This is a genomic window from Burkholderia sp. MS389 (genome assembly GCF_016899425.1).
Classification (GTDB): Bacteria; Pseudomonadota; Gammaproteobacteria; order Burkholderiales; family Burkholderiaceae; genus Burkholderia; species Burkholderia sola.
In genome coordinates this window covers 811,345-830,125 of sequence record NZ_CP045996.1, presented here as the reverse complement: position 1 = coordinate 830,125, position 18,781 = coordinate 811,345, and the positions used below count along the sequence as shown (strand labels likewise).

16 protein-coding genes and 1 pseudogene are annotated in these 18,781 nt (G+C 70.5%); 10 read left to right on the top strand and 7 right to left on the bottom strand.

All coding sequences use genetic code 11. The annotated features are described in order from the left end of the window. The first annotated feature begins 10 nt into the window (after window positions 1–10). On the top strand, window positions 11–1,471 hold the full coding sequence (locus GJG85_RS33375) for an efflux transporter outer membrane subunit (RefSeq protein ID WP_204384542.1): 1,461 nt from the start codon (window positions 11–13) through the stop codon (window positions 1,469–1,471). 63 nt (window positions 1,472–1,534) lie between these two features. Further along, window positions 1,535–1,731 (top strand): annotated as a pseudogene (locus GJG85_RS33370) (addiction module antidote protein); the annotation flags it as partial. Between the two features lie 107 nt (window positions 1,732–1,838). Here the strand turns inward: GJG85_RS33370 and GJG85_RS33365 are convergent. The 5 genes from GJG85_RS33365 to GJG85_RS33345 form a co-directional block, all read right to left on the bottom strand. After that, window positions 1,839–3,428, bottom strand: a complete 1,590-nt coding sequence (locus tag GJG85_RS33365; RefSeq protein WP_204384540.1) for a cytochrome c — start codon at window positions 3,426–3,428, stop codon at window positions 1,839–1,841. Beyond that, on the bottom strand, window positions 3,419–3,820 hold the full coding sequence (locus GJG85_RS33360) for a cytochrome C oxidase subunit I (protein WP_204384538.1): 402 nt from the start codon (window positions 3,818–3,820) through the stop codon (window positions 3,419–3,421). Before GJG85_RS33360 ends, GJG85_RS33365 begins: the two co-directional genes overlap by 10 nt. Then, entirely contained in the window at window positions 3,817–6,456 is a 2,640-nt protein-coding gene (ctaD, locus tag GJG85_RS33355) for a cytochrome c oxidase subunit I (RefSeq protein WP_204384536.1), read from the bottom strand. Before ctaD ends, GJG85_RS33360 begins: the two co-directional genes overlap by 4 nt. Before the next feature lie 13 nt (window positions 6,457–6,469). After that, the gene (coxB, locus tag GJG85_RS33350) at window positions 6,470–7,531 is read right to left on the bottom strand and encodes a cytochrome c oxidase subunit II (protein WP_176016229.1); all 1,062 of its coding nucleotides are present in this window, start codon (window positions 7,529–7,531) and stop codon (window positions 6,470–6,472) included. A gap of 300 nt (window positions 7,532–7,831) precedes the next feature. Next, entirely contained in the window at window positions 7,832–9,670 is a 1,839-nt protein-coding gene (locus GJG85_RS33345) for a thiamine pyrophosphate-requiring protein (protein WP_204384534.1), read from the bottom strand. 169 nt (window positions 9,671–9,839) lie between these two features. Between GJG85_RS33345 and GJG85_RS33340 the strand changes: the two genes are divergently transcribed. From GJG85_RS33340 to GJG85_RS33320, 5 genes are all read left to right on the top strand, one after another. Then, window positions 9,840–10,223 (top strand): DUF305 domain-containing protein, encoded by a 384-nt coding sequence (locus GJG85_RS33340; RefSeq protein WP_050013928.1) that lies wholly within the window; start codon window positions 9,840–9,842, stop codon window positions 10,221–10,223. Window positions 10,224–10,374: 151 nt separating this feature from the next. Next, window positions 10,375–11,115, top strand: coding sequence for an FRG domain-containing protein (locus tag GJG85_RS33335; RefSeq protein ID WP_050013927.1), 741 nt, complete (start codon window positions 10,375–10,377; stop codon window positions 11,113–11,115). 157 nt (window positions 11,116–11,272) lie between these two features. Then, window positions 11,273–11,779, top strand: coding sequence for a low affinity iron permease family protein (locus GJG85_RS33330; protein ID WP_204384533.1), 507 nt, complete (start codon window positions 11,273–11,275; stop codon window positions 11,777–11,779). 189 nt (window positions 11,780–11,968) lie between these two features. After that, a complete protein-coding gene (locus GJG85_RS33325) occupies window positions 11,969–12,448 on the top strand; it encodes a BON domain-containing protein (RefSeq protein WP_050013925.1) in 480 nt (159 codons plus the stop codon). 114 nt (window positions 12,449–12,562) lie between these two features. After that, window positions 12,563–13,045 (top strand): hypothetical protein, encoded by a 483-nt coding sequence (locus tag GJG85_RS33320; protein ID WP_089490373.1) that lies wholly within the window; start codon window positions 12,563–12,565, stop codon window positions 13,043–13,045. On the opposite strand, the gene GJG85_RS33315 is transcribed toward GJG85_RS33320, so the two are convergent. Further along, on the bottom strand, window positions 13,020–13,493 hold the full coding sequence (locus tag GJG85_RS33315; protein WP_089490374.1) for an NUDIX hydrolase: 474 nt from the start codon (window positions 13,491–13,493) through the stop codon (window positions 13,020–13,022). The two genes, GJG85_RS33320 and GJG85_RS33315, sit on opposite strands and share 26 nt — an antisense overlap. A 203-nt stretch (window positions 13,494–13,696) precedes the next feature. Further along, a complete protein-coding gene (locus GJG85_RS33310; RefSeq protein ID WP_089490375.1) occupies window positions 13,697–13,897 on the bottom strand; it encodes a hypothetical protein in 201 nt (66 codons plus the stop codon). Between the two features lie 159 nt (window positions 13,898–14,056). Between GJG85_RS33310 and GJG85_RS33305 the strand changes: the two genes are divergently transcribed. From GJG85_RS33305 to GJG85_RS33295, 3 genes are all read left to right on the top strand, one after another. Continuing rightward, window positions 14,057–15,457 carry an HlyD family secretion protein gene (locus tag GJG85_RS33305; protein WP_089490376.1) on the top strand — a complete coding sequence of 467 codons (1,401 nt, stop codon included), beginning with the start codon at window positions 14,057–14,059 and terminating at the stop codon, window positions 15,455–15,457. A gap of 85 nt (window positions 15,458–15,542) precedes the next feature. Further along, window positions 15,543–17,135, top strand: a complete 1,593-nt coding sequence (locus GJG85_RS33300; protein ID WP_204384532.1) for a DHA2 family efflux MFS transporter permease subunit — start codon at window positions 15,543–15,545, stop codon at window positions 17,133–17,135. Window positions 17,136–17,142: 7 nt separating this feature from the next. After that, window positions 17,143–18,774, top strand: coding sequence for an efflux transporter outer membrane subunit (locus GJG85_RS33295; protein WP_239469009.1), 1,632 nt, complete (start codon window positions 17,143–17,145; stop codon window positions 18,772–18,774). Window positions 18,775–18,781 lie beyond the last annotated feature (7 nt).

Genomic DNA, 18,781 nt, shown 5'->3' with positions numbered 1-18,781 from the left:
TAAAGCCCACATGCTACCCAAACCCATCGTTGCCGCGGCGCTGGCCGCCATCTTGTCGGCGGGGTGCGCCGTCGGTCCCGACTATGTGCGGCCGGACGTGGCGATGCCGCAGCAGTTCCAGGGTCAGCGCGCCGTGGACCAGCGCCACGCGGCGGCCGACGCCGACCTCGCGACGTGGTGGACGGGCTTCGGCGATCCGCAACTGACGCAATACATCACGCTGGCGCTCGCGCAGAACCTCGATCTTGCGCAGGCCGCGGCGCGCGTCGAGCAGGCGCGCGCGGGGCTCGGTGCGGCGAACGCGGCGCTGCTGCCGTCGGGCAATGTAAGCGGGCAGGCCGCGCGCGTCTACCAGTCGGTCGAAACGCCGTTGGGGCGCGTGTTGAATTCAACACCCGGTTTCGACCGTCATGGCAACGACTACGAGGCCGATCTCAACGCGAGTTGGGAACTGGACGTATTCGGCGGGTTGCGCCGCGGCCGCGAAGCGGCGCTCGCCGATTATCAGGCATCCGAAGCGGCGGCGGTCGCGACGCGGCTCGCCGTCGCCGCGCAAACCGCGGACACCTACATCACGATTCGCGGGTTGCAGGGCCGCCTCGACGTCGCGCGGCGCCAGGTGCGGACCGAGCAGGATCTGCTGTCGACGCTCAACCTGCTCTATGGAAAGGGCCTCGCGGCGGAGCTTCAGGTGAGGCAGGCCGAAGGCGCGCTCGCGCAGGTACGCGCGACGGTGCCGGTGCTCGAAGCGGCGCTGGACGCGGCGATGAATGCGCTCGACGTGATGCTCGGCGCGCAGCCCGGCACGCATCGCGCAGAATTGCTCGCCGGCGGCGACGTGCCGGTTGCGCCTCGGATTGCGGCGACGGGCACGCCCGGCGAACTGCTCCGGCGCCGGCCCGACCTGATCGTCGCCGAGCGGCGCGTGGCGGCGTCGAACGCGCGCATCGGCGTGGCCATCGCCGAGTATTACCCGAAGTTTTCGCTGAGCGGGCTGATCGGCAGCGCGACGACGATGGGCGCCGGCAACCTGTTTGCCGGCGGCGCGACCCAGGCGGCGGGCGTGCTCGGCCTGCGCTGGCGCCTGTTCGACTTCGGCCGGATCAATGCGCAGATCGCGCAGGCCAAAGGGCAGGATGCCGAAATGCTGGCCGCGTATCGGCTCGCGGCGCTGCACGCGACCGAGGACGTCGAGAATGCCTTCTCGGCGCTCGTCAAGCGGGACGAGCAGGCAGCCATTCTCGGCGACGGCGTGAATTCGCTCGGCCGCGCGCGGACCGCATCGTTCGCGGCTTACCAGAAAGGGGTGGTCAGCCTGATCGAGGTGTTGCAGGCCGACGAAGGCCTGCTGCGCGCATCGGACGAACGCGTGCAGGCGCGAACCGAAGCGGCGCGCGCGGCGGTCGCGGCGTTCAAGGCGCTTGGCGGTGGGTGGCAGGCGCCGGAAGCGCAGGCTGTTGCGAGCCGGTAGCGGAACGGACCGATGGCCTTCGACCCGGTCGGCAGCGCCGCGATCAGCACCGGGGGATTGAAGATGAAAATCAGCGAACTGGCCGAATTCGATGGCTCGAAGTACCTGAAGGACGAAGAAGCGATTCGTCACGACCTGGCGCAGGCGTTCGAAGATGGGGATCCTCGACTGATCCAGGCCGCGCTGGGAATGTCGCGAAGGCGCGCGGCATGACGGCGCTGGCGCGCGAGTCCGGTGTGAAGCGTGAAGCGCTCTACCGCGGCGGCCCACGGCTGATATCGTCAGGGCCGGGCTGAAACATTCGTGCCGGGCCGGTCCGCATTGATCCGGCCGGCATCGCAGGGGAAGCCCCGCGAGCAGCACGCCGCTACCGCTTGATCGCCCCCCGCAACCGCCTCACATCCTGCTCCGACACCGGCGCTGCCCGATTCTCCCACGCCCCGCGCACGTAGCTGACCACCGCCGCGATCTCGCCGCTCGTCAGCGCGCCGCGCATCGCCGGCATCCGCTGCACCGGCCCCGGCTTGCCTGGCGTGGGCCGCGCACCTTCGACCACGATCCGGATCGTGCTCGTCGGATCGGCCGCGAGCACGATCGAACTGCCCGCGAGCGCCGGCCCGCGATCGGGTACGCCTTTACCTTCGGCGCCATGGCAGCGTGCACAGAACCCCGCATACACGCCGGCCCCCGGCGCCTGCTGGCCGCCTTCCGGACGCGGGCCGGCAACCGTCAGCCGCGGCACGCCCACGCCCAGCGGATTCGTCGCGGCAGTCGGTTGCGCAGGCAACGACTTGAGGTACACGGCGATCGCACGACGATCGTCCTCCGTCAGCAACGCCGTGCTTTCGCCGACGACCGGCGCCATCGCGCCGAACACCGCGCCGCGCGCCGCATGACCGCTGCGCAGGAACGCGGCGATGTCGTCGGCCGACCACCGGCCGAGGCCGCCCGGAACCGCGCCGGTCAGGTTCGGCGCGAACCAGTGGTCGTTGATGCCGCCGGTCAGGAACGCGGGGCTGCGTTCGTCGTAGCCGCGTTCGTTGTAGGCCGGCCCGCGCGGCGTATGGCACGCGCCGCAATGGCCGAGCCCCTGTACGAGATACGCGCCGCGATTCCATTGCGCCGATTGCGACGGCTGCGGCGTGAACCGGTCGCGGTTCGCGAACACGAGGCTCCACAGCCCGAGCGCCCAGCGCTGGTTGAACGGAAACGGCAGTTGCGTGAGTTTCGCCGCATTCGCGGACGGCGCGACGCCGCGCATGAAATACGCATACAGCGCGCGCACGTCGTCGTCGCTCAGGTGCGCGAACGACGGGTACGGCATGGCCGGATACAACCGGCTGCCGTCCGCGCGCACGCCGCGCCGCATCGCATCGTCGAATTGCCGTAGCGTGTAGTGGCCTATGCCGTGCGTCGGGTCCGGCGTGATGTTCGGCGCATAGATCGGCCCGAACGGCGAATTCACCGGCTGGCCGCCCGCGTACGGCGTATGGTCGGCCGCGTCGTGGCACGCGGCGCAATCGCCGGCGAGCGCGAGATAGCGGCCGCGTGCGAGCGTCGCGGCGTCGGCGCTCGCGGCCGCCGCCGCGATTATCGGGCGGCGGGCAGTCGAGGCAGACGCAGCATCGGGCGGCGGAGTGGGCGCCGCGGACGATGTCGCATCCGCCACTGACGCGTCCCGGTCGCGTGACAGCCGACGGTCGTCCTTCACGCGAGCGGACATTGACGCGCCGGCATCGGCCGCCGACGCGCGAATCCGCACGAACCGCCAGCCCGATGCGGGCTCGGGCGCTTCCGCCGCCGACGCGGCGTCGGCCGTGTCGCCGGCCGCGGCCGCGTTGTCGTCGCGCTGCATGTCGCATCCGCCGAGCGCGATGCATACCGCAAACGCGACACCCGCGCGCTGGCCCAGAACTCGGAACGGGAACGGAAACGAAGCGAACGGGATCAGCGCCATGGACTGCAAGGCCCCACGAAAGCGGTGACGATCCCCGTAAACACCAGACCGATCACGAAACCGAGCGCCGCGAGTATGCCGCAGCGCGCGAGAAAGCGCGTACTGCCGTCGCGCGTCGCGGCATGCGCATCGGCATCGTGCCGGTGCCGCCACGCGTGCGCGAGCCAGGTCGCGCAGGCCGCGGCCAGCGCGAACGCGCCCGCGGCGATCAGCGCGAGCCACACGCCGACGTGCGCCCAGCGCGGCGCGGCCTGCGCGACACCGAGCGGATAGCACGCGGTGGACGCGAGCGTCTCCGACACCAGCATTTGCGCGAACCACAGCGCGGGCGCGCCGACGAGGCCCGCCGCGATCGCGAGCAACGGTGTCCACGCGCGTCGTGCATCGCTCATCCCGTGCCCCTCAGCCAGAACGGCGACACATACAGCGCGGTGAAGATGAACAGCCACACGATGTCGACGAAGTGCCAGTAGAACCCGCCGACCGTCAGCGCGACGCGTCGCTCGCGGCCGAAGAAACCGGCGGCCGTCCACGCGGCGAGCAGCGCGAGGATCGCGAGACCGGCCACGACGTGCGCGAGGTGGAACCCGGTGATCGTGAAGTAGAGGCTGCCGTACAGGTGCGCGGTCGGGCCGTACGGGTGATCGCGCCATTCGTGCAACTGAACGAGCGCGAACACGGTGCCGAGCACGAGCGCGACGACGAGCAGCGCGACCGCGCGCGCCTGCCGGCCGGCCCGCACCGCGCGCTCGGCGAGCCACACGAACACGCTGCTCGACAGCAGCACGACCGTGTTGGCGGCCGCGAGCCCGATCTTCGGCATCCCTTCGGGCGGCCACGGTGCGGACCACTGCGACTGCAGGTAGAAGTAGCAGAACAGCAGGTAGCCGAACAGTCCGGCCTCGGTCATGATCAGCGTGAGCATGCCCCACCAGCCGCCCGCGCGTTCGCCGCAACTGCCGACCGGCAGCGGCTCGATGCACGCGGCCGGCGCGGCTGCCGGCGCCGTCGCCGACGGCGGCTCGTCCGGATGACGCCCGGCGGCCGCGGCAGGCGCCTGCGTGTCGGCGCGGACCGGCAGGCGCGCGCGTTGTCCGAGTTCGCGGCGCGGCCACAGCCACGCGGCGATCGCGATCGCGCAACCGGCGACTGCCACGCACACGAGCGTCGGCGAGCGCGCGAGCATCGCCGCGAACACGGCGGTCGCGAGCAGCGCGAGCACGAACGGCATGCAGCTGTCTTCGGGCATCTTCAGGATCGCGCTCGGCGCGGCGGCGAGCGGCGTGACCGCGAGCGCCTCGCGCCCATCGGCGAGCCGGTAGCCGACCCGCAGGCTGGTGCGCGCCGGATCGTCGCGCGTTTCCCACAGCGGATGCCGCGACGCGACGAGCGGCAGCACCGCGAAGTTGTACACGGGCGTCGGCGACGCGACCGACCATTCGAGGCCCGCCGCGCCCCACGGATTCTCGCTGGCGCGCACGCCGCGCCGCGCGCTCACCAGCGCGTTGACGACGAACATCACGATGCCGATCCCGAACACGAACGAGCCGATCGTCGTCAGCAGGTTCGACGTGTCCCAGCCCATCCCGGACGGATAGGTATAGATGCGGCGCGGCATCCCGAGCAGCCCGGAAATATGCATCGGGAAGAACCCGAGATTGAAGCCGACCAGCACGACCCAGAAGGTCAGCTTGCCGACGCGCTCGTTCATCATCCGCCCGGTGAATTTCGGGAACCAGTACGCGACGCCGCCGAGCACCGGAAACACGTTGATGCCGAGTAGCACGTAGTGCAGGTGCGCGACGACGAAGTACGTATCGGTGAGCTGCCAGTCGAGCGGCACGGCCGCGGTCATCACGCCGGACACGCCGCCGATCACGAACATCAGCACGAAGCCCGCGAAATACAGGAACGGCGTGCGAAACACGGGGCGGCCGGTCCAGATCGTCGCGATCCATGCGAACACCGCGACCGCGCTCGGAATCGAGATCAGCATGCTCGCGGCGCCGAAGAACGCGAGCGCGAGCGGCGCGATGCCCGTCGCGAACATGTGGTGGACCCACACCTCGAAGCCGATCAGCATCGTCGCCACCGTCGATACCGCGACGGCCTCGTATGCGACGAGCGGGCGTCGGCAGAAGGTCGGCAGCGCGTCCGACACGATCCCCATTGCCGGCAGCACGACCACGTAGACCCACGGATGCGCGAACATCCAGAACAGGTGCTGCCACAACAGCGGACGGCCGCCGTGCGCGACGTCGAAGAAATGCGTGCCGGCATTGCGGTCGAGCCACAGCAGCAGGAATGCGAGGCTCACCGACGGCACCGCGACGAGGTTCGCGACCGACGCGGTCAGCGTGCCCCACACGATGATCGGCACCCGGTCGATCGACATGCCGTGCGCGCGCATCCGCAGCAACGTGACGACGAAGTTCGCGGCGCCGCCGGTCGTCGAGATGCCGAGCAGGATCATCCCGAGCGCGTAGATGTCGATGTTCGCGCCGGCGCTGTAGTCGAGCGACGTGAGCGGCACGTAGTTGAACCAGCCGCCGTCCGGCACCGCGCCGAGCGGAAAGCTCGCGTACAGGAACAGCCCGGCGAACAGGAACGCCCAGTACGAGAACGCGTTCAGCCGCGGAAACGCCATGTCGCGGGAGCCGAGCATCAGCGGCCACAGATAGTTCGCGAAGCCGGACAGCACGGGCAGCGCGTACAGGAAGATCATCGTGACGCCGTGCATCGTGAACAGCGAATCGTATTGCGCGGGCGTGAGCAGCGTCGCGTTCGGCCGCGCGAGCTGGATGCGCATCAGGAGCGCCTCGACGCCGCCGAGCAGCAGGAATGCGAACGCGGTGACGATGTAGCGCAGCCCGATGCGCTTGTGATCGACGGTGCCGAGCCAGCCGCGCCAGCCGGGTTCCGATTCCCACAGCTCGGCCAGCGCGCGCTCGTGCGCGGAACCGGGCGGCGCGTCGCCGAGATCGGGTACGCGGCTGAGCGGGGCGGGCGTGTCGCGGGCAATGGCCATCGGCATCCTCGGTTCAGTGCAGCGTCGCGAGATACGCGGAGAGATCGTCGGCGTCGCGCGGCGCGAGCGCGATCGACGGCATCAGCGATTGCGGCTTGATTTGCTGCGCATGCGCGATCCAGCGGCGCAGGTTGTCCGGCGTGTTGTCGAGCGTGCCGGCCGCGAGCAGCCGGCGCGTGCCGACGTGCGTGAGATCGGGGCCCGCGTCGCCCGTCGCGTCGGTGCCGCGCACCGCGTGGCAGCCCGCGCAGCGCGCGGCGAACACGCGCTGGCCGCGTCGTTCGGCGCCGGCGCTCGCCGTGGGTGCCTGGGCCGGTTGGCGCTGCGCGGCGAGCCACGCACGAAACGCGTCCGGCGGCTCGGCCACGACTTCGAACGCCATGTGCGCATGCTGCGCGCCGCAGTATTGCGAGCATTGGCCGCGGTAGATGCCCGGCCGGTCGGCCTGCAGCCATTGGCGGTTGGTCTGGCCGGGAATCGTCTGCGTCTTGCCGGCGAGTTGCGGCACCCAGAACGCATGGATCACGTCGGCGCTCTTCAGTTCGATCGCGACGGGCTCGCCCACCGGAATACGGATTTCGTTCGCGGTGACGAAGCCCGGGCCGTTCGCATCGTCCGGATAACGAACGGCCCACCACCAGTCTTGCGCGGTGACGACGATCGTCAGCGCGGGCGGACGCGGCGGCGCCGCGATCGCGCCCAGCACGCGCAGCATGTACACGAGCGCGCCGAACAGCAGCAGGATCGAGATCACGGTGCCCACGGTCACGATCGTCAGCCCGCTGCCGTAGCCGCCGCCCGCCTGCGCGCGACGACGAAACAGCGCGATCAGCAGCAGCACCGCGATCGCGACGCACACGAACGAGCACAGCGCGAGCAGCGCCCAGCCGAGCACGAAGACCGGCTGCGCGGCGGGGCCTGCCGCGTGGATCACGTACGCGAGCGGCAGCGGCGCGGCCGGATTGCCGGGCTCGGCACGCTCGGCGGCCGCGCGCGCGACGATCGGCGCGGCCGCCCAAGCGAACGGTGCGATGCATGCGATATGACGCGTGTTCCTGGACAGCGGGACGAGCAACGCGACTCCTTGCCGCATTCGGCGGCGTGACGACAACCGTTCGCGGCAGAGCAAGTTTCGTGCGCGCGCGGCTCGCACGTATGCAGTCGTGCGGGGGTGCGGAATGCCGCGCGCAACGGCCGGTGCGTCACAGCCGGCTTGTAAATCGAGTGACGCGTTTTTACGCGCGCGTGTGGCGGGCGGAAGGTCGTTTGCTGTGCGGATCAAGTTCCGGAACGGCGCGACAGCGACAGCGGCGGCGTGCCGGCCATCATCGCAAAACGCCAGAACCGACCGTGAACGTCGCGCCGTCCCGCGGCCTTACGATTCGCCTTTCCCGTCCTTGCTGCCCTTGCCGGCCTTGTCGCCGTGGTCGCCCGGCAGCACGGCCGACAACACCTGCCGCGCGGTCTCGACGATCACGTTGCCCTCGCGCGGGTCGCCCCTCACCAGCGTTTCGGCGAAATGCTTCGCCTGCTGCAGCGTCACGTGCGGCGGCAGCGGCGGCACCTCCGGGTCGCTCTTCACTTCGAGCACGACCGGCCGGTCGGACGCGAGCGCTTCGTCCCACGCGGCGCCGAGCTGTTCCGGATCGTCGACGTAGATACCCTTGAGGCCGAGCAGCGTCGCGAAGCGGTAGTACGGCACGTTCGGGATCTGCTGCGACGCGTCGAACTTCGGGTCGCCTTCTATCACGCGCTGCTCCCACGTGACCTGGTTCAGGTCCTCGTTGTTCAGCACCATGCAGATCCAGCGCGGATCGGGCCACTGGCGCCAGTATTTCGCGACGGTAATCAGCTCGGCCATGTTGTTCATCTGCATCGCGCCGTCGCCGACCATCGCGATCACCGGGCGCACCGGATGCGCGAATTTCGCGGCGATCGCGTAGGGCACCGCGGCGCCCATCGACGCGAGCCCGCCGGACAGCGAGCCCATCATCCCGCGCCGCATCATCAGGTCGCGCGCATACCAGTTCGCGCAGGAGCCCGAATCGCTCGTCAGGATCACGTCGTCGGGCAGGCGCGGCGACAGCTCGGTAAACGCGCGCTGCGGATTCACGCCGCGCCCGGCGCTCGCCTTCGCGGCCGCGCGCGCCGCGAGCGTGTCGTGCCAGTCGCGGTTCCATTTCGCGATCCGGTCGCGCCACGTGGTGTCGCGCCGCTCGTTCAAGAGCGGCAGCAGCGCGCGCAGCGTCTCGGCGCTGTCGCCGACCAGATTGACTTCCATCGGGTAGCGCAGGCTCAGCATGTCGGCCTTCAGGTCGATCTGCACGCCGCGCGCCTGGCCTTCCTTCGGCAGGAATTCCGAATACGGAAAACCGGAGCCGACGACCAGCAGCGTGTCGCATTCGGTCATCAGCGCGTAGCTCGGCTTGGTGCCGAGCAGCCCGATCGAGCCGGTGACCCACGGCAGGTCGTCCGGCAGCGCGGCCTTGCCGAGCAGTGCTTTCGCGGCGCCCGCGCCGAGCTTGTCTGCTACCGCGATCACTTCGTCGGTCGCCTTCAGCGCGCCGGCGCCGACCAGCAGCGCGACTTTCGAGCCCGCGTTGAGCACGTCGGCCGCGCGTCGCAGGTCGTCCGCATACGGCACGACTTTCGGCGCGGTATAGCCGACCCCCGAATGCACGGTGCCGTGCGCGCGTTTCGGCGGCGCGTAGTCGAGTTCCTGCAGGTCGTTCGGCAGCACGAGCGCGGTGACCGCGCGCGCGCCGAGCGCGGTGCGCACCGCGCGGTCCACCAGATGGCGCACCTGGCCCGGCACCGTCGCAAGCTGAACGAATGCGCCTGCAACGTCCTTGAAAAGCGCCGGAAGATCCACTTCCTGCTGGTAGTGGCCGCCGAGTGCCGCGCGCGCCTGCTGGCCGACGATCGCGAGCACCGGCATGTGGTCGAGCCGCGCGTCGTAGAGGCCCGTCACGAGGTGCGCGGCGCCCGGGCCCGACGTCGCGACGCATACGCCGAGCTCGCCTGTAAATTTTGCATGCGCGGACGCCATGAAGGCCGCCATCTCCTCGTGGCGCGCCTGGATGAATTCGATCTTGCCGTCCGCGCGGTTCAGCGCGCCGAAAAATCCGTTGATGCCGTCGCCCGGGTAGCCGTAGATGCGGCGCACGCCCCAGTCGTACAGCCGCTCGACGATGAAATCCGCCACTGTCGCCATGCCGTTTCTCCTTGGTCCCGGATGAGCCGATGCGAGGCGGCCGCGCAAGGCACGTGCCGCGCTGCGTGCGTCGGGCACATCGGTTGCCCGCCTGTGGCCGATACGACGTGTGCTGACGAGCGAGGATGCCGCACGCGAACCGTTCACTTTCTTGTCGAGGAATCGTCACATGTCTGCATTCAACCGTTCGTTCATACGCCGCGGTGCAGCCTGCGCGTTGCTGGCCGCGTGCGCAGCGGCGCTGCCCGTGGCGGCACAGTTGCGTCCTCCCAATCCCGCCAGCGTGCCCGACACGTCCACGCAGGCGTTCAAGCGCGCCGACCGCAAGATGATGGAAGCGATGGATAGCGCGCCATACACGGGCGACGCCGACCGCGATTTCGTCGCGCACATGGCGCCGCATCACCAGGGCGCGATCGACATGGCGCAGGTCGAGCTCAAATACGGCAAGGACCCGACGCTGCGTCAGCTCGCGAGCCGGATCGTCGCCGCGCAGCGCGACGAGATCGCGCTGATGGAGCGCTGGCAGAGGGAGCACGGCACGACGCGGTGAACCGCGATGCGACACGGAGATACGCAGGGCGATACGCAGCCGGCCGTCCCGGCCGTTCCGCGGCCGGCGAGCGGCGATGCAAGCGCCGATCCCGGACCCGCGCCGACGCAATGGCCGCGCGCACGGGCAGCCGCGGCAGGAGGCACGATGCATGGACGATAAGCGTGCGGCCGAAGATCGCGCGATCGACAGCGTGGCCGACTACATGGCCGTGATCGGCGCGCAGCGGCAGACGATGGCGCTGCGGCTGTTTCGCGGCCAGTGCAACGCGGGCTGGCCGCTCGTGCCGGGTATTGCGCGGCAGCGCGCGTCGCCCGACGTCGAAGCGCGGATGCTCGACGAATTCACGCGGCGCGCGCTGCCGCATCTCGAACCCGGACAGAACCTCGATGCGTGCGACTGGCTCGCGCTCGCGCAGCAGCACGGGATGCGCACGCGCTTGCTCGACTGGTCCGGCAACGCGCTGGCCGCGCTGTGGTTCGCGGTCAGGCGCGCGAGCGAATCGGGCGGAGACGGCGTGGTGTGGTGCCTGTCGCACGACGCCGACGACATCGCGACCGCCGCCGAACGGCGCGCGCCGCTGGAGGTCACGCGCACCAAGGTGTTCCGGCCGCGTCACGTGATGCCGAGGATCACCGCGCAGGACGGCTGGTTCACGATCCACCGTTATGACCCGCGTGGCGAGCGCTTCGTGCCGCTCGACGAGGACGCGGACCTCGCCGGCCGCCTGATGCGGATCGTCGTGCCGGGCGGCCGGTTCGCGACGATCCGGCAGGAGTTGGCCGGCGTCGGCGTGAGCATCGCGACGATCTTTCCGGATCTCGACGGCATCGCGCAACTGACCGACACGCGCTATTTCCCGGACGACGAGGACACGCACACGCCGCAGTAAACCCCGCGCGGGCCGTGCGGCCGGGCACGCGCGATGCTTGTCTCGACGGCGCGCACACGGGACCGAACCCCAAGTCCCCAGCTTGCGACCGGTTCGCGGCGGGCGGCAAGGCGGCTCATGCGCGCATTCAAACAAACGATCGAATCCGGAGGCTTTCATGCGCGAACCCCACGAACCCCCGAGCGGCCGTCGCGACAAGGCGTGCGAGCCCGGCGCCGGTTCCCGGCCGGCCGGGAACACCGTCACCCGCGCGTTCGAACGCTTTGCGTCGGGCGTGACCACCTGGGCCGGCTCGCCGGTGGCGTTCGGCAGCGCGGTCGCCATCACCGTGCTGTGGCTCGTCAGCGGGCCGCTGTTTCACTACTCCGACGCGTGGCAGCTCGTGATCAATACCGGCACCACGATCATCACGTTCCTGATGGTGTTCCTGCTGCAGCGCAACCAGAATCGCGACAGCGTGGCGTTGCACCTGAAGCTCGACGAACTGCTCGCGGTCACGCGCGCGGCGAGCGACCGGCTGATCGGGATCGAGGATGCGTCGGAGGAAGAATTGCGCGCGTTGGCGCAGACCTACGTGGAAATGGCGCAGCGGGCGGCCGAGCGCGGCGACGACGAGCCGGGCGGGACGCGCGCGGAAACGGCCGACACGCCGTCCGAATCCTGATCGTCGGATCTCCCGATCTTCCGGTCTCCCGGTCGAGCGATGCGCGGCCCGATGATTTTTCAAACGCTTGTCGTTTCCGGCGCCGCGTCGCGGCGCGACCGCGTGCACGCGCTGCCTGCAGCGGGGAACGGCACGTGCTGCACACCGAGACGAAGCCCGGTCGTTCCGGGTATTGCGTATGGTGCTTCCATGAACTCCAGAACTCCTTCGAATCCGCTGTTGAATATTGCGGTGGCCGTCGCCTGCGGGGCGGCCGCGATGTACTTCCTCGATCCGTCGTCCGGCCGGCGTCGTCGCGCTTATCTGCGCGACAAGGCGGCCGCGGGCCGGCACGGCGTCACCGATTACGCGAATACGCAGGTGAAGCGTGCGGCCGACCATGCGCGCGGCGCGATCGCCGGCCTGCGGGCCGACTGGCTCGCGGGCGATGCGAACGACGTGCAGGTCGCCGAGCGCGTGCGTGCGGCGCTCGGCCGGCTCGTCGGTCGCCCGCGCGACATCGACGTCAGCGTCGAGCACGGCAACGTGTGCCTGACCGGACAGGTCGAGGAGGCCGAACGGCAGGCGCTGATCGACGGCGTCGCCGCGCTGCACGGCGTGCATCACGTCGAGGACGCGATGGGCGCGCGCAGCGAATACAAGGCGTCGCCCGACGGTCATTCGCACTGACGCGGCCGCGGCTGCCCGCACTGGCGGGGGGCCGGCGAACGAGTACGACACGCATTCGGCGCACGCACGGCTGCCGGTACGACGGCAGCCTGGCGCCTCAACCGGAGCAAGCCCATGACCGACCGCCAGCCCCCCGATACGACGCCCCCGCATCCGGAGCCCGGCGCGCACGACGCGCTCGAACACCTGCTCGGCAGCCTGCATCGGCACGGCTTCCTGCGCTTCGCGAACGAGGTCGTCAGCGCGAACGCGCGACTCGCCGACACGTTCGTCGACGCGCTCGACAAGTCCGGCATGCAGAGCGGCATGCAGAATCTCGCGATGCTGGTGACGGCGCTGTCGCGCATTCCGCCGGAACAGTTCGGTCGCGCCGCGTTCGCGGCGGCCGACGCGCTGCATCACGTCGGCGCGTGGCAGCCGGCGCAGCACGAGCATGTCGCGCCCGGCGTGCGCGGCATCTATCGCCTGCTGCACGACGCGGCGCTGTGGGATGCGTTGACGCCGCTGCTCGAAGGGCTGAAAGTCTTCGCGCAAGGGCTCGCGCGCGATCCGCAGTCGCCGGTCGCCGGGCTCAACGAGACGACGAAAGGCGCGTGACCGCGTCCGGTTGCAAGCCGCTGGCGATGCACAGGCCCGCGAACTGACGGATGATGCGCTGGGTCGGCGCGCTCGCCGGCCAGTGCGATACCGCGTCGATGCCGACCCAGCGGCACAGCGCGATTTCGCGGCCCGGGCACGCGTGCGCGCCGCGCGGCAGACTCGCGACGAACACGTGATGGCGCTTCACGCTGCCGTCCACGTAGAAGAAATACGCGAGTTCGAGATCGACAAGTCCCGTTTCCTCCCGAAGCTCGCGATGCGCGGCGTCGAGTGCCGATTCGCCGCGCCGGATCACGCCGCCCGGCAGCGTCCAGCGCGACGATCGCCCGCGCGCGACCAGCAGCACGCGCCGGTTGCGAACGCAGACGATCGTGGCGCGTTCCTTCGCCAGCGGCGCGAGCGGCACCGCGCGGACGGGGAAATCGGACGGGTCGGGTAGCGTCATGCAGGGCAGGGGGTGGGTGATTGAAAGATCCATGCGCCTGTGCCGCAACGTGCGTTCCTGCGTCGCCGTCGCGCGGGGCGGCGTGTGGACGATTCGGGCGAACGTGTCGATCGTCGCCCGCGAATTTTCAACGGCTTGTCATTTCTGCCGCCGTCCGGTGCGGCCCCTTCGGGACGGCGGGCGGGCCGCGCGAGGCGCGGCGATCACGTGCGGCCGTGTTCGCCGGATGGCGGACGATGCGGCGACGTGCCGTTTTCCTTCCCGGCCGGCTTGCCTTCGGCGGGGTCGTGCGCGCTGCGTGGCGGCGGCGTGGTCGTGCCGCGGCGCTTGCCCTCGGGGCCGGGCGTGCTGTCGCCGCGATCTTCGTCGCGTGTGTCGGTGTCGAGTGAGGTCGAGCGTGTCATGGTTCGAGCGTCCTGTCGGGGCGGTTGAAGCGTACGCAGCGCGCATCGGGCGTGCCGCGGTCGAACGCAGCCCGTTGCCGGGCCCGCTGTTTGCTTGATCGCGCGCTTGAGGTCGGCGCGGGCAATGACGCCCGCGCCCGCCGCCTGGAGCTCCGTTTCATGCCCGATGCGATCTTGTGCCCGTTATCCGTTCGTCAGCGATTCGGCGTCGCGTTCCGGCGCGCGTCGACGCCCGGACGGGACGGCGCCGGCGCGCCGGACGCGCTTGCGCCGGCGATGGCCGGCGTCGTACCGTCGACGCCGCTGCGGGTGCCGTGGCCGGCGTTCGAGCGCCGGCCGCCCGCCGTCGCGCGGGCGGGCGACGGCCAGTCCGGCGCCGGCGGCTCGGGCGCCGCGCCGGGCGGCAACGGCGAGCGGCCGACCGACGCGCCGGGCGGCGGTGGCGGCGACCACCATCCGCACGACGATCGCGGCGGCCGCACCGGCGGCGACGGAGATGGCAACAACGGCGAAGGCGAACGCAAGCGGCCCGGCAAGAAGCCGCTGATCATCCTCGGCGCGGTGGTGTTCGTGCTGCTCGTCGGCGGGCTCGTGTGGTGGTTCGCGACGCGCAACCAGGAAAGCACCGACGATGCGTACACCGACGGCAACGCGGTCGCGGTCGCGCCGCACGTGTCCGGCTACGTGACGCGGCTGGCGGTCGACGACAACACGTTCGTGCGGCGCGGCGACGTGCTCGTCGAGATCGATCCGCGCGACTACCGCGCACAGGTCGACGCCGCGCAGGCGCAGCGCGGTCTCGCACAGGCGCAGCTCGATGCGGCGCGCGTGCAGCTCGACATCGCGCGTGTGCAGTATCCGGCCCAGTACCGGCAGGCGCGCGCGCAGATCGAATCCGCGGAAGCCGCGTACCGGCAGGCGCTCGCCGCGCAGGCGCGGCAGCGCGCGGTCGATGCGCGCGCAACCTCGCAGCAGGCGATCGACGCGGCCGACGCGCAGCGCGCGACCGCCGACGCGAACGTCGCGATGGCCCAGGCGCAGGCGCGCACCGCGAGCCTCGTGCCGCAGCAGATCCGGCAGGCCGAGACGGCCGTCGAGGAGCGCCGCCAGCAGGTGCTGCAGGCGCGCGCGCAGCTCGAGACGGCCAACCTGAACCTGTCGTACTGCGAGATGCGTGCGCCGTCCGACGGCTGGGTCACGCGGCGCAACGTGCAACTGGGCTCGTTCCTGCAAGCGGGCACGTCGATCTTCTCGATCGTCACGCCGCGCGTGTGGATCACCGCGAATTTCAAGGAGTCGCAGCTCGAGCGGATGCGCGTCGGCGACCGCGTCGACGTGTCGGTCGACGCGTATCCCGATCTCGATCTGCACGGCCACGTCGACAGCATCCAGCTCGGCAGCGGCTCGCGCTTCTCCGCATTCCCGACCGAGAACGCGACCGGCAATTTCGTGAAGATCGTGCAGCGCGTGCCGGTGAAGATCGTGCTCGACGGCCCGCTGCCGAACCGTCCGCCGCTCGGTCTCGGCCTGTCGGCCGTGCCGACCGTCCACCTGAAATGACCGGCCGCCGTGCCGCGACCGGTGTCGACCGGAGCGATCCGATGCCCGATACCCGCATGCCGTTCTTGCCTGACGAGGCCCGCCGATGAACCGGCCACCCGAGCGCAGCGGCGCATCCGATGGCACGTGGCGTCCCGCCGCGAACCCGTGGCTCATCGCGATCGTCGTCACGCTCGCCGCGTTCATGGAGGTGCTCGACACGACGATCGTCAACGTCGCGCTGCCGCACATCGCCGGCACGATGTCGGCGAGCTACGACGAGGCGACCTGGACGCTCACGTCGTATCTGGTCGCGAACGGCATCGTGCTGCCGATCTCGGGGTTCCTCGGACGCCTGCTCGGCCGCAAGCGCTACTTCCTGCTGTGCATCGCCGCGTTCACCGTGTGCTCGTTCCTGTGCGGCGTCGCGACCAACCTCGGCGAACTGATCGTGTTCCGCGTGCTGCAGGGGCTGTTCGGCGGCGGGCTGCAGCCGAACCAGCAGTCGATCATCCTCGATACGTTCCCGCCCGCGCAGCGCAACCGCGCGTTCTCGATCTCGGCGATCGCGATCGTCGTCGCGCCGGTGCTCGGGCCGACGCTCGGCGGCTGGATCACCGACCATTTCTCGTGGCGCTGGGTGTTCCTGCTCAACGTGCCGATCGGCGCGCTGACCGTGCTCGCGGTGATGCAGCTCGTCGAGGATCCGCCGTGGCGGCGCGGCGCCGAAGGCGGGATTTCCATCGACTACATCGGCATCGGGCTGATCGCGATCGGGCTCGGCTGCCTGCAGGTGATGCTCGATCGCGGCGAGGACGAGGACTGGTTCGGCTCCAACTTCATCCGCGTCTTCGCCGTGCTGTCCGCGCTCGGGCTGGTCGGCGCGACGCTGTGGCTGCTGCGCACGAAGAAGCCGGTGGTCGACTTGTCGTGCCTGCGCGACCGCAATTTCGCGCTCGGCTGCGTGACGATCGCGACGTTCGCGGCCGTGCTGTACGGCAGCGCGGTGATCGTGCCGCAGCTCGCGCAGCAGCGGCTCGGCTACACGGCGACGCTCGCGGGGCTCGTGCTGTCGCCCGGCGCGCTGCTGATCACGCTCGAGATTCCGCTCGTGAGCCGGCTGATGCCGCACGTGCAGACGCGCTATCTGGTCGGGTTCGGCTTCGTGCTGCTGTGCGTTTCGCTGATCTATTCGCGCACGCTGGTGCCGGACATCGACTACACGCACCTGATGATGATCCGCTGCGCGCAGTCGCTCGCGATCGGCTTCATGTTCGTGCCGATCACGACGCTCGCGTACCTGACCGTGCCGCAGCGGCTCAACGACGACGCGTCCGCGCTGTTCACGATGTTCCGCAACGTCGCGGGCTCGATCGGCATCTCGGTGTCGACCGCGCTGATCCGGGAGCGCACGCAGGCGCGCATGGCGCATCTGTCCACGCACATGTCGACGCTGTCGCAGAACTTCCAGGATGCGCTGCAGGAGAACGCGCGCGCGGTGGGCGCGTTGACGGGGGCGCCGCCGTCATCCGCGCTGCAGACGGCCACCGGGCGGCTGTACGAGACGTTCATCGCGCAGGCGACGATCCTCGCGTATATCGACGTGTTCGCGATCCTCGCGGTGTTTTGCGCGTTCAGCATTCCGCTGACGTTCCTGTTCTCGCCGGCGAAGGCCGCTGGCGGCGCGGGAGGGCATTGACATGCGCATGCATCGGAACAATCGTCGCCGCCACCTGATTCGCCCCATCGTGTGCCGCGCGGTGACGCTATTCGCGGGATGCGCGATCGTCGCGGGCTGCACCGTCGGACCCGACTACCAGCCGCCGCAAGCGGACGTCCCGGACACCTGGCATGCGATGCGGGCGGACGGGCAGGCGGCCGCCCCCGCGTCCGGCGTCGCCGCACGGTCGTCGCCGACGGTCGACGCCGATCCCGATCCGCGCTGGTGGCGCGCGTTTGGCGATCCACTGCTCGACCAGCTCGTCGAGCGCGCGGCGCACGACAACCTCGACGTGCAGGCCGCCGTGCTGCGCATCGTGCAGGCGCGCGCGCAGGTGCGGGCCGCTGCCGCACAGGGCTTGCCGGACGTGCGCGCGAACGCGAGCTACCAGCGCGAGCAGCTCGGCCTGAAAGGCATCGTCGAGGAGCAGGGTATCGACCAGCGCGTCGATCGTCTCGGCGCGCCGGGCTCGCCGCTCGACCGGTTCGGGCCGGGCACCGGCGAGAGCATGCAGCAAGGCGCGCGCGGCGCGCTCGATGCGCTCGAATCGCCGGTCAACCTGTGGCAGGCCGGGTTCGACGCATCGTGGGAGCTGGACCTGTTCGGGCGCGTGCGCCGCTCGGTCGAAGCGGCCGGCGCGCAGACGCGCGCGGCGGTCGCGGGCCGCGACGATGCGCTGCTGTCGCTCGAGGCCGAAGTCGCGCAGACCTATCTGCAACTGCGGGGCGCGCAAGCGCAACGCGCGCTGGCCGACGACCTGCAACGCGCGCAGCGCGAACTGGTCGACCTGACGCGCGAGCAGGCCGCGCACGGTCTCGCGAGCGATCTCGACGTGCGCAGCGCCGAGGCCCGGCTCGCGCAGATCCGCGCGCAACTGCCGCAGTTCGACCAGCAGATCGTGCTGCTGCGCAACGGTCTCGCGTATCTGGCCGGCGGCGCGCCGGGCGCGCTCGACGACTGGCTCGACGCGCCGCGCGCGTTGCCGGACGTGCCGCCGACCGTGCCGGTCGGCCTGCCGTCGACACTCGCGCGCCGACGCCCCGACATCCGTCGCGCGGAGGCCGAGCTGCACGCGGCCACCGCCGACGTCGGCGTCGCGGTCGCGCAGTTCTATCCGGACATCTCGTTGACCGGGCAGGTCGGCCTGCGCGCATCGCACGTGCGCGAACTCGCGCACTGGTCGCACCTGTTCTATGCGTTCGGGCCGGCCGTATCGCTGCCGATCTTCTCCGGCGGGCAGCTCGTGTCGAACCTGCGGCTGTCGCAGGCGCGCCAGGCCGAAGCGGCGCTCGCTTACCGGCAAGCCGTGCTCGTCGCGCTGCGCGACGTCGACAATGCGCTGGCCGTGTACCGCACCGACCAGGCGCGCGCGGCCGCGCTCGACGACGCGGTGCGGGCCGAACAGGGCGCGCTGGATCTCGCGCGCGATCGATACCGGAAGGGCTTGTCGCCGTTCCTCGACGTACTGGACGCCGAGCGGCAATGGTCGGAGGGCCGGCAGCAGGCCGAGCAGGGCGCGTTGCAGACGACGACCGATCTCGTCGCGCTGTACAAGGCGCTCGGCGGTGGATGGCAGGCCGGACCGGATACGGATACCGGTACGGCACGGGCGCAGTAGCCCCGAG

What these genes read in the sequence shown, in the direction of transcription:
- GJG85_RS33375 (WP_204384542.1), top strand. Translation starts at nt 11, where the DNA reads ATGCTACCCAAACCCATCGTTGCCGCGGCGCTGGCCGCCATCTTGTCG.
- GJG85_RS33365 (WP_204384540.1), bottom strand. Translation starts at nt 3,428, where the DNA reads ATGGCGCTGATCCCGTTCGCTTCGTTTCCGTTCCCGTTCCGAGTTCTG.
- GJG85_RS33360 (WP_204384538.1), bottom strand. Translation starts at nt 3,820, where the DNA reads ATGAGCGATGCACGACGCGCGTGGACACCGTTGCTCGCGATCGCGGCG.
- ctaD (WP_204384536.1), bottom strand. Translation starts at nt 6,456, where the DNA reads ATGGCCATTGCCCGCGACACGCCCGCCCCGCTCAGCCGCGTACCCGAT.
- GJG85_RS33345 (WP_204384534.1), bottom strand. Translation starts at nt 9,670, where the DNA reads ATGGCGACAGTGGCGGATTTCATCGTCGAGCGGCTGTACGACTGGGGC.
- GJG85_RS33340 (WP_050013928.1), top strand. Translation starts at nt 9,840, where the DNA reads ATGTCTGCATTCAACCGTTCGTTCATACGCCGCGGTGCAGCCTGCGCG.
- GJG85_RS33335 (WP_050013927.1), top strand. Translation starts at nt 10,375, where the DNA reads ATGGACGATAAGCGTGCGGCCGAAGATCGCGCGATCGACAGCGTGGCC.
- GJG85_RS33330 (WP_204384533.1), top strand. Translation starts at nt 11,273, where the DNA reads ATGCGCGAACCCCACGAACCCCCGAGCGGCCGTCGCGACAAGGCGTGC.
- GJG85_RS33325 (WP_050013925.1), top strand. Translation starts at nt 11,969, where the DNA reads ATGAACTCCAGAACTCCTTCGAATCCGCTGTTGAATATTGCGGTGGCC.
- GJG85_RS33320 (WP_089490373.1), top strand. Translation starts at nt 12,563, where the DNA reads ATGACCGACCGCCAGCCCCCCGATACGACGCCCCCGCATCCGGAGCCC.
- GJG85_RS33315 (WP_089490374.1), bottom strand. Translation starts at nt 13,493, where the DNA reads ATGACGCTACCCGACCCGTCCGATTTCCCCGTCCGCGCGGTGCCGCTC.
- GJG85_RS33310 (WP_089490375.1), bottom strand. Translation starts at nt 13,897, where the DNA reads ATGACACGCTCGACCTCACTCGACACCGACACACGCGACGAAGATCGC.
- GJG85_RS33305 (WP_089490376.1), top strand. Translation starts at nt 14,057, where the DNA reads ATGCCCGATGCGATCTTGTGCCCGTTATCCGTTCGTCAGCGATTCGGC.
- GJG85_RS33300 (WP_204384532.1), top strand. Translation starts at nt 15,543, where the DNA reads ATGAACCGGCCACCCGAGCGCAGCGGCGCATCCGATGGCACGTGGCGT.
- GJG85_RS33295 (WP_239469009.1), top strand. Translation starts at nt 17,143, where the DNA reads ATGCATCGGAACAATCGTCGCCGCCACCTGATTCGCCCCATCGTGTGC.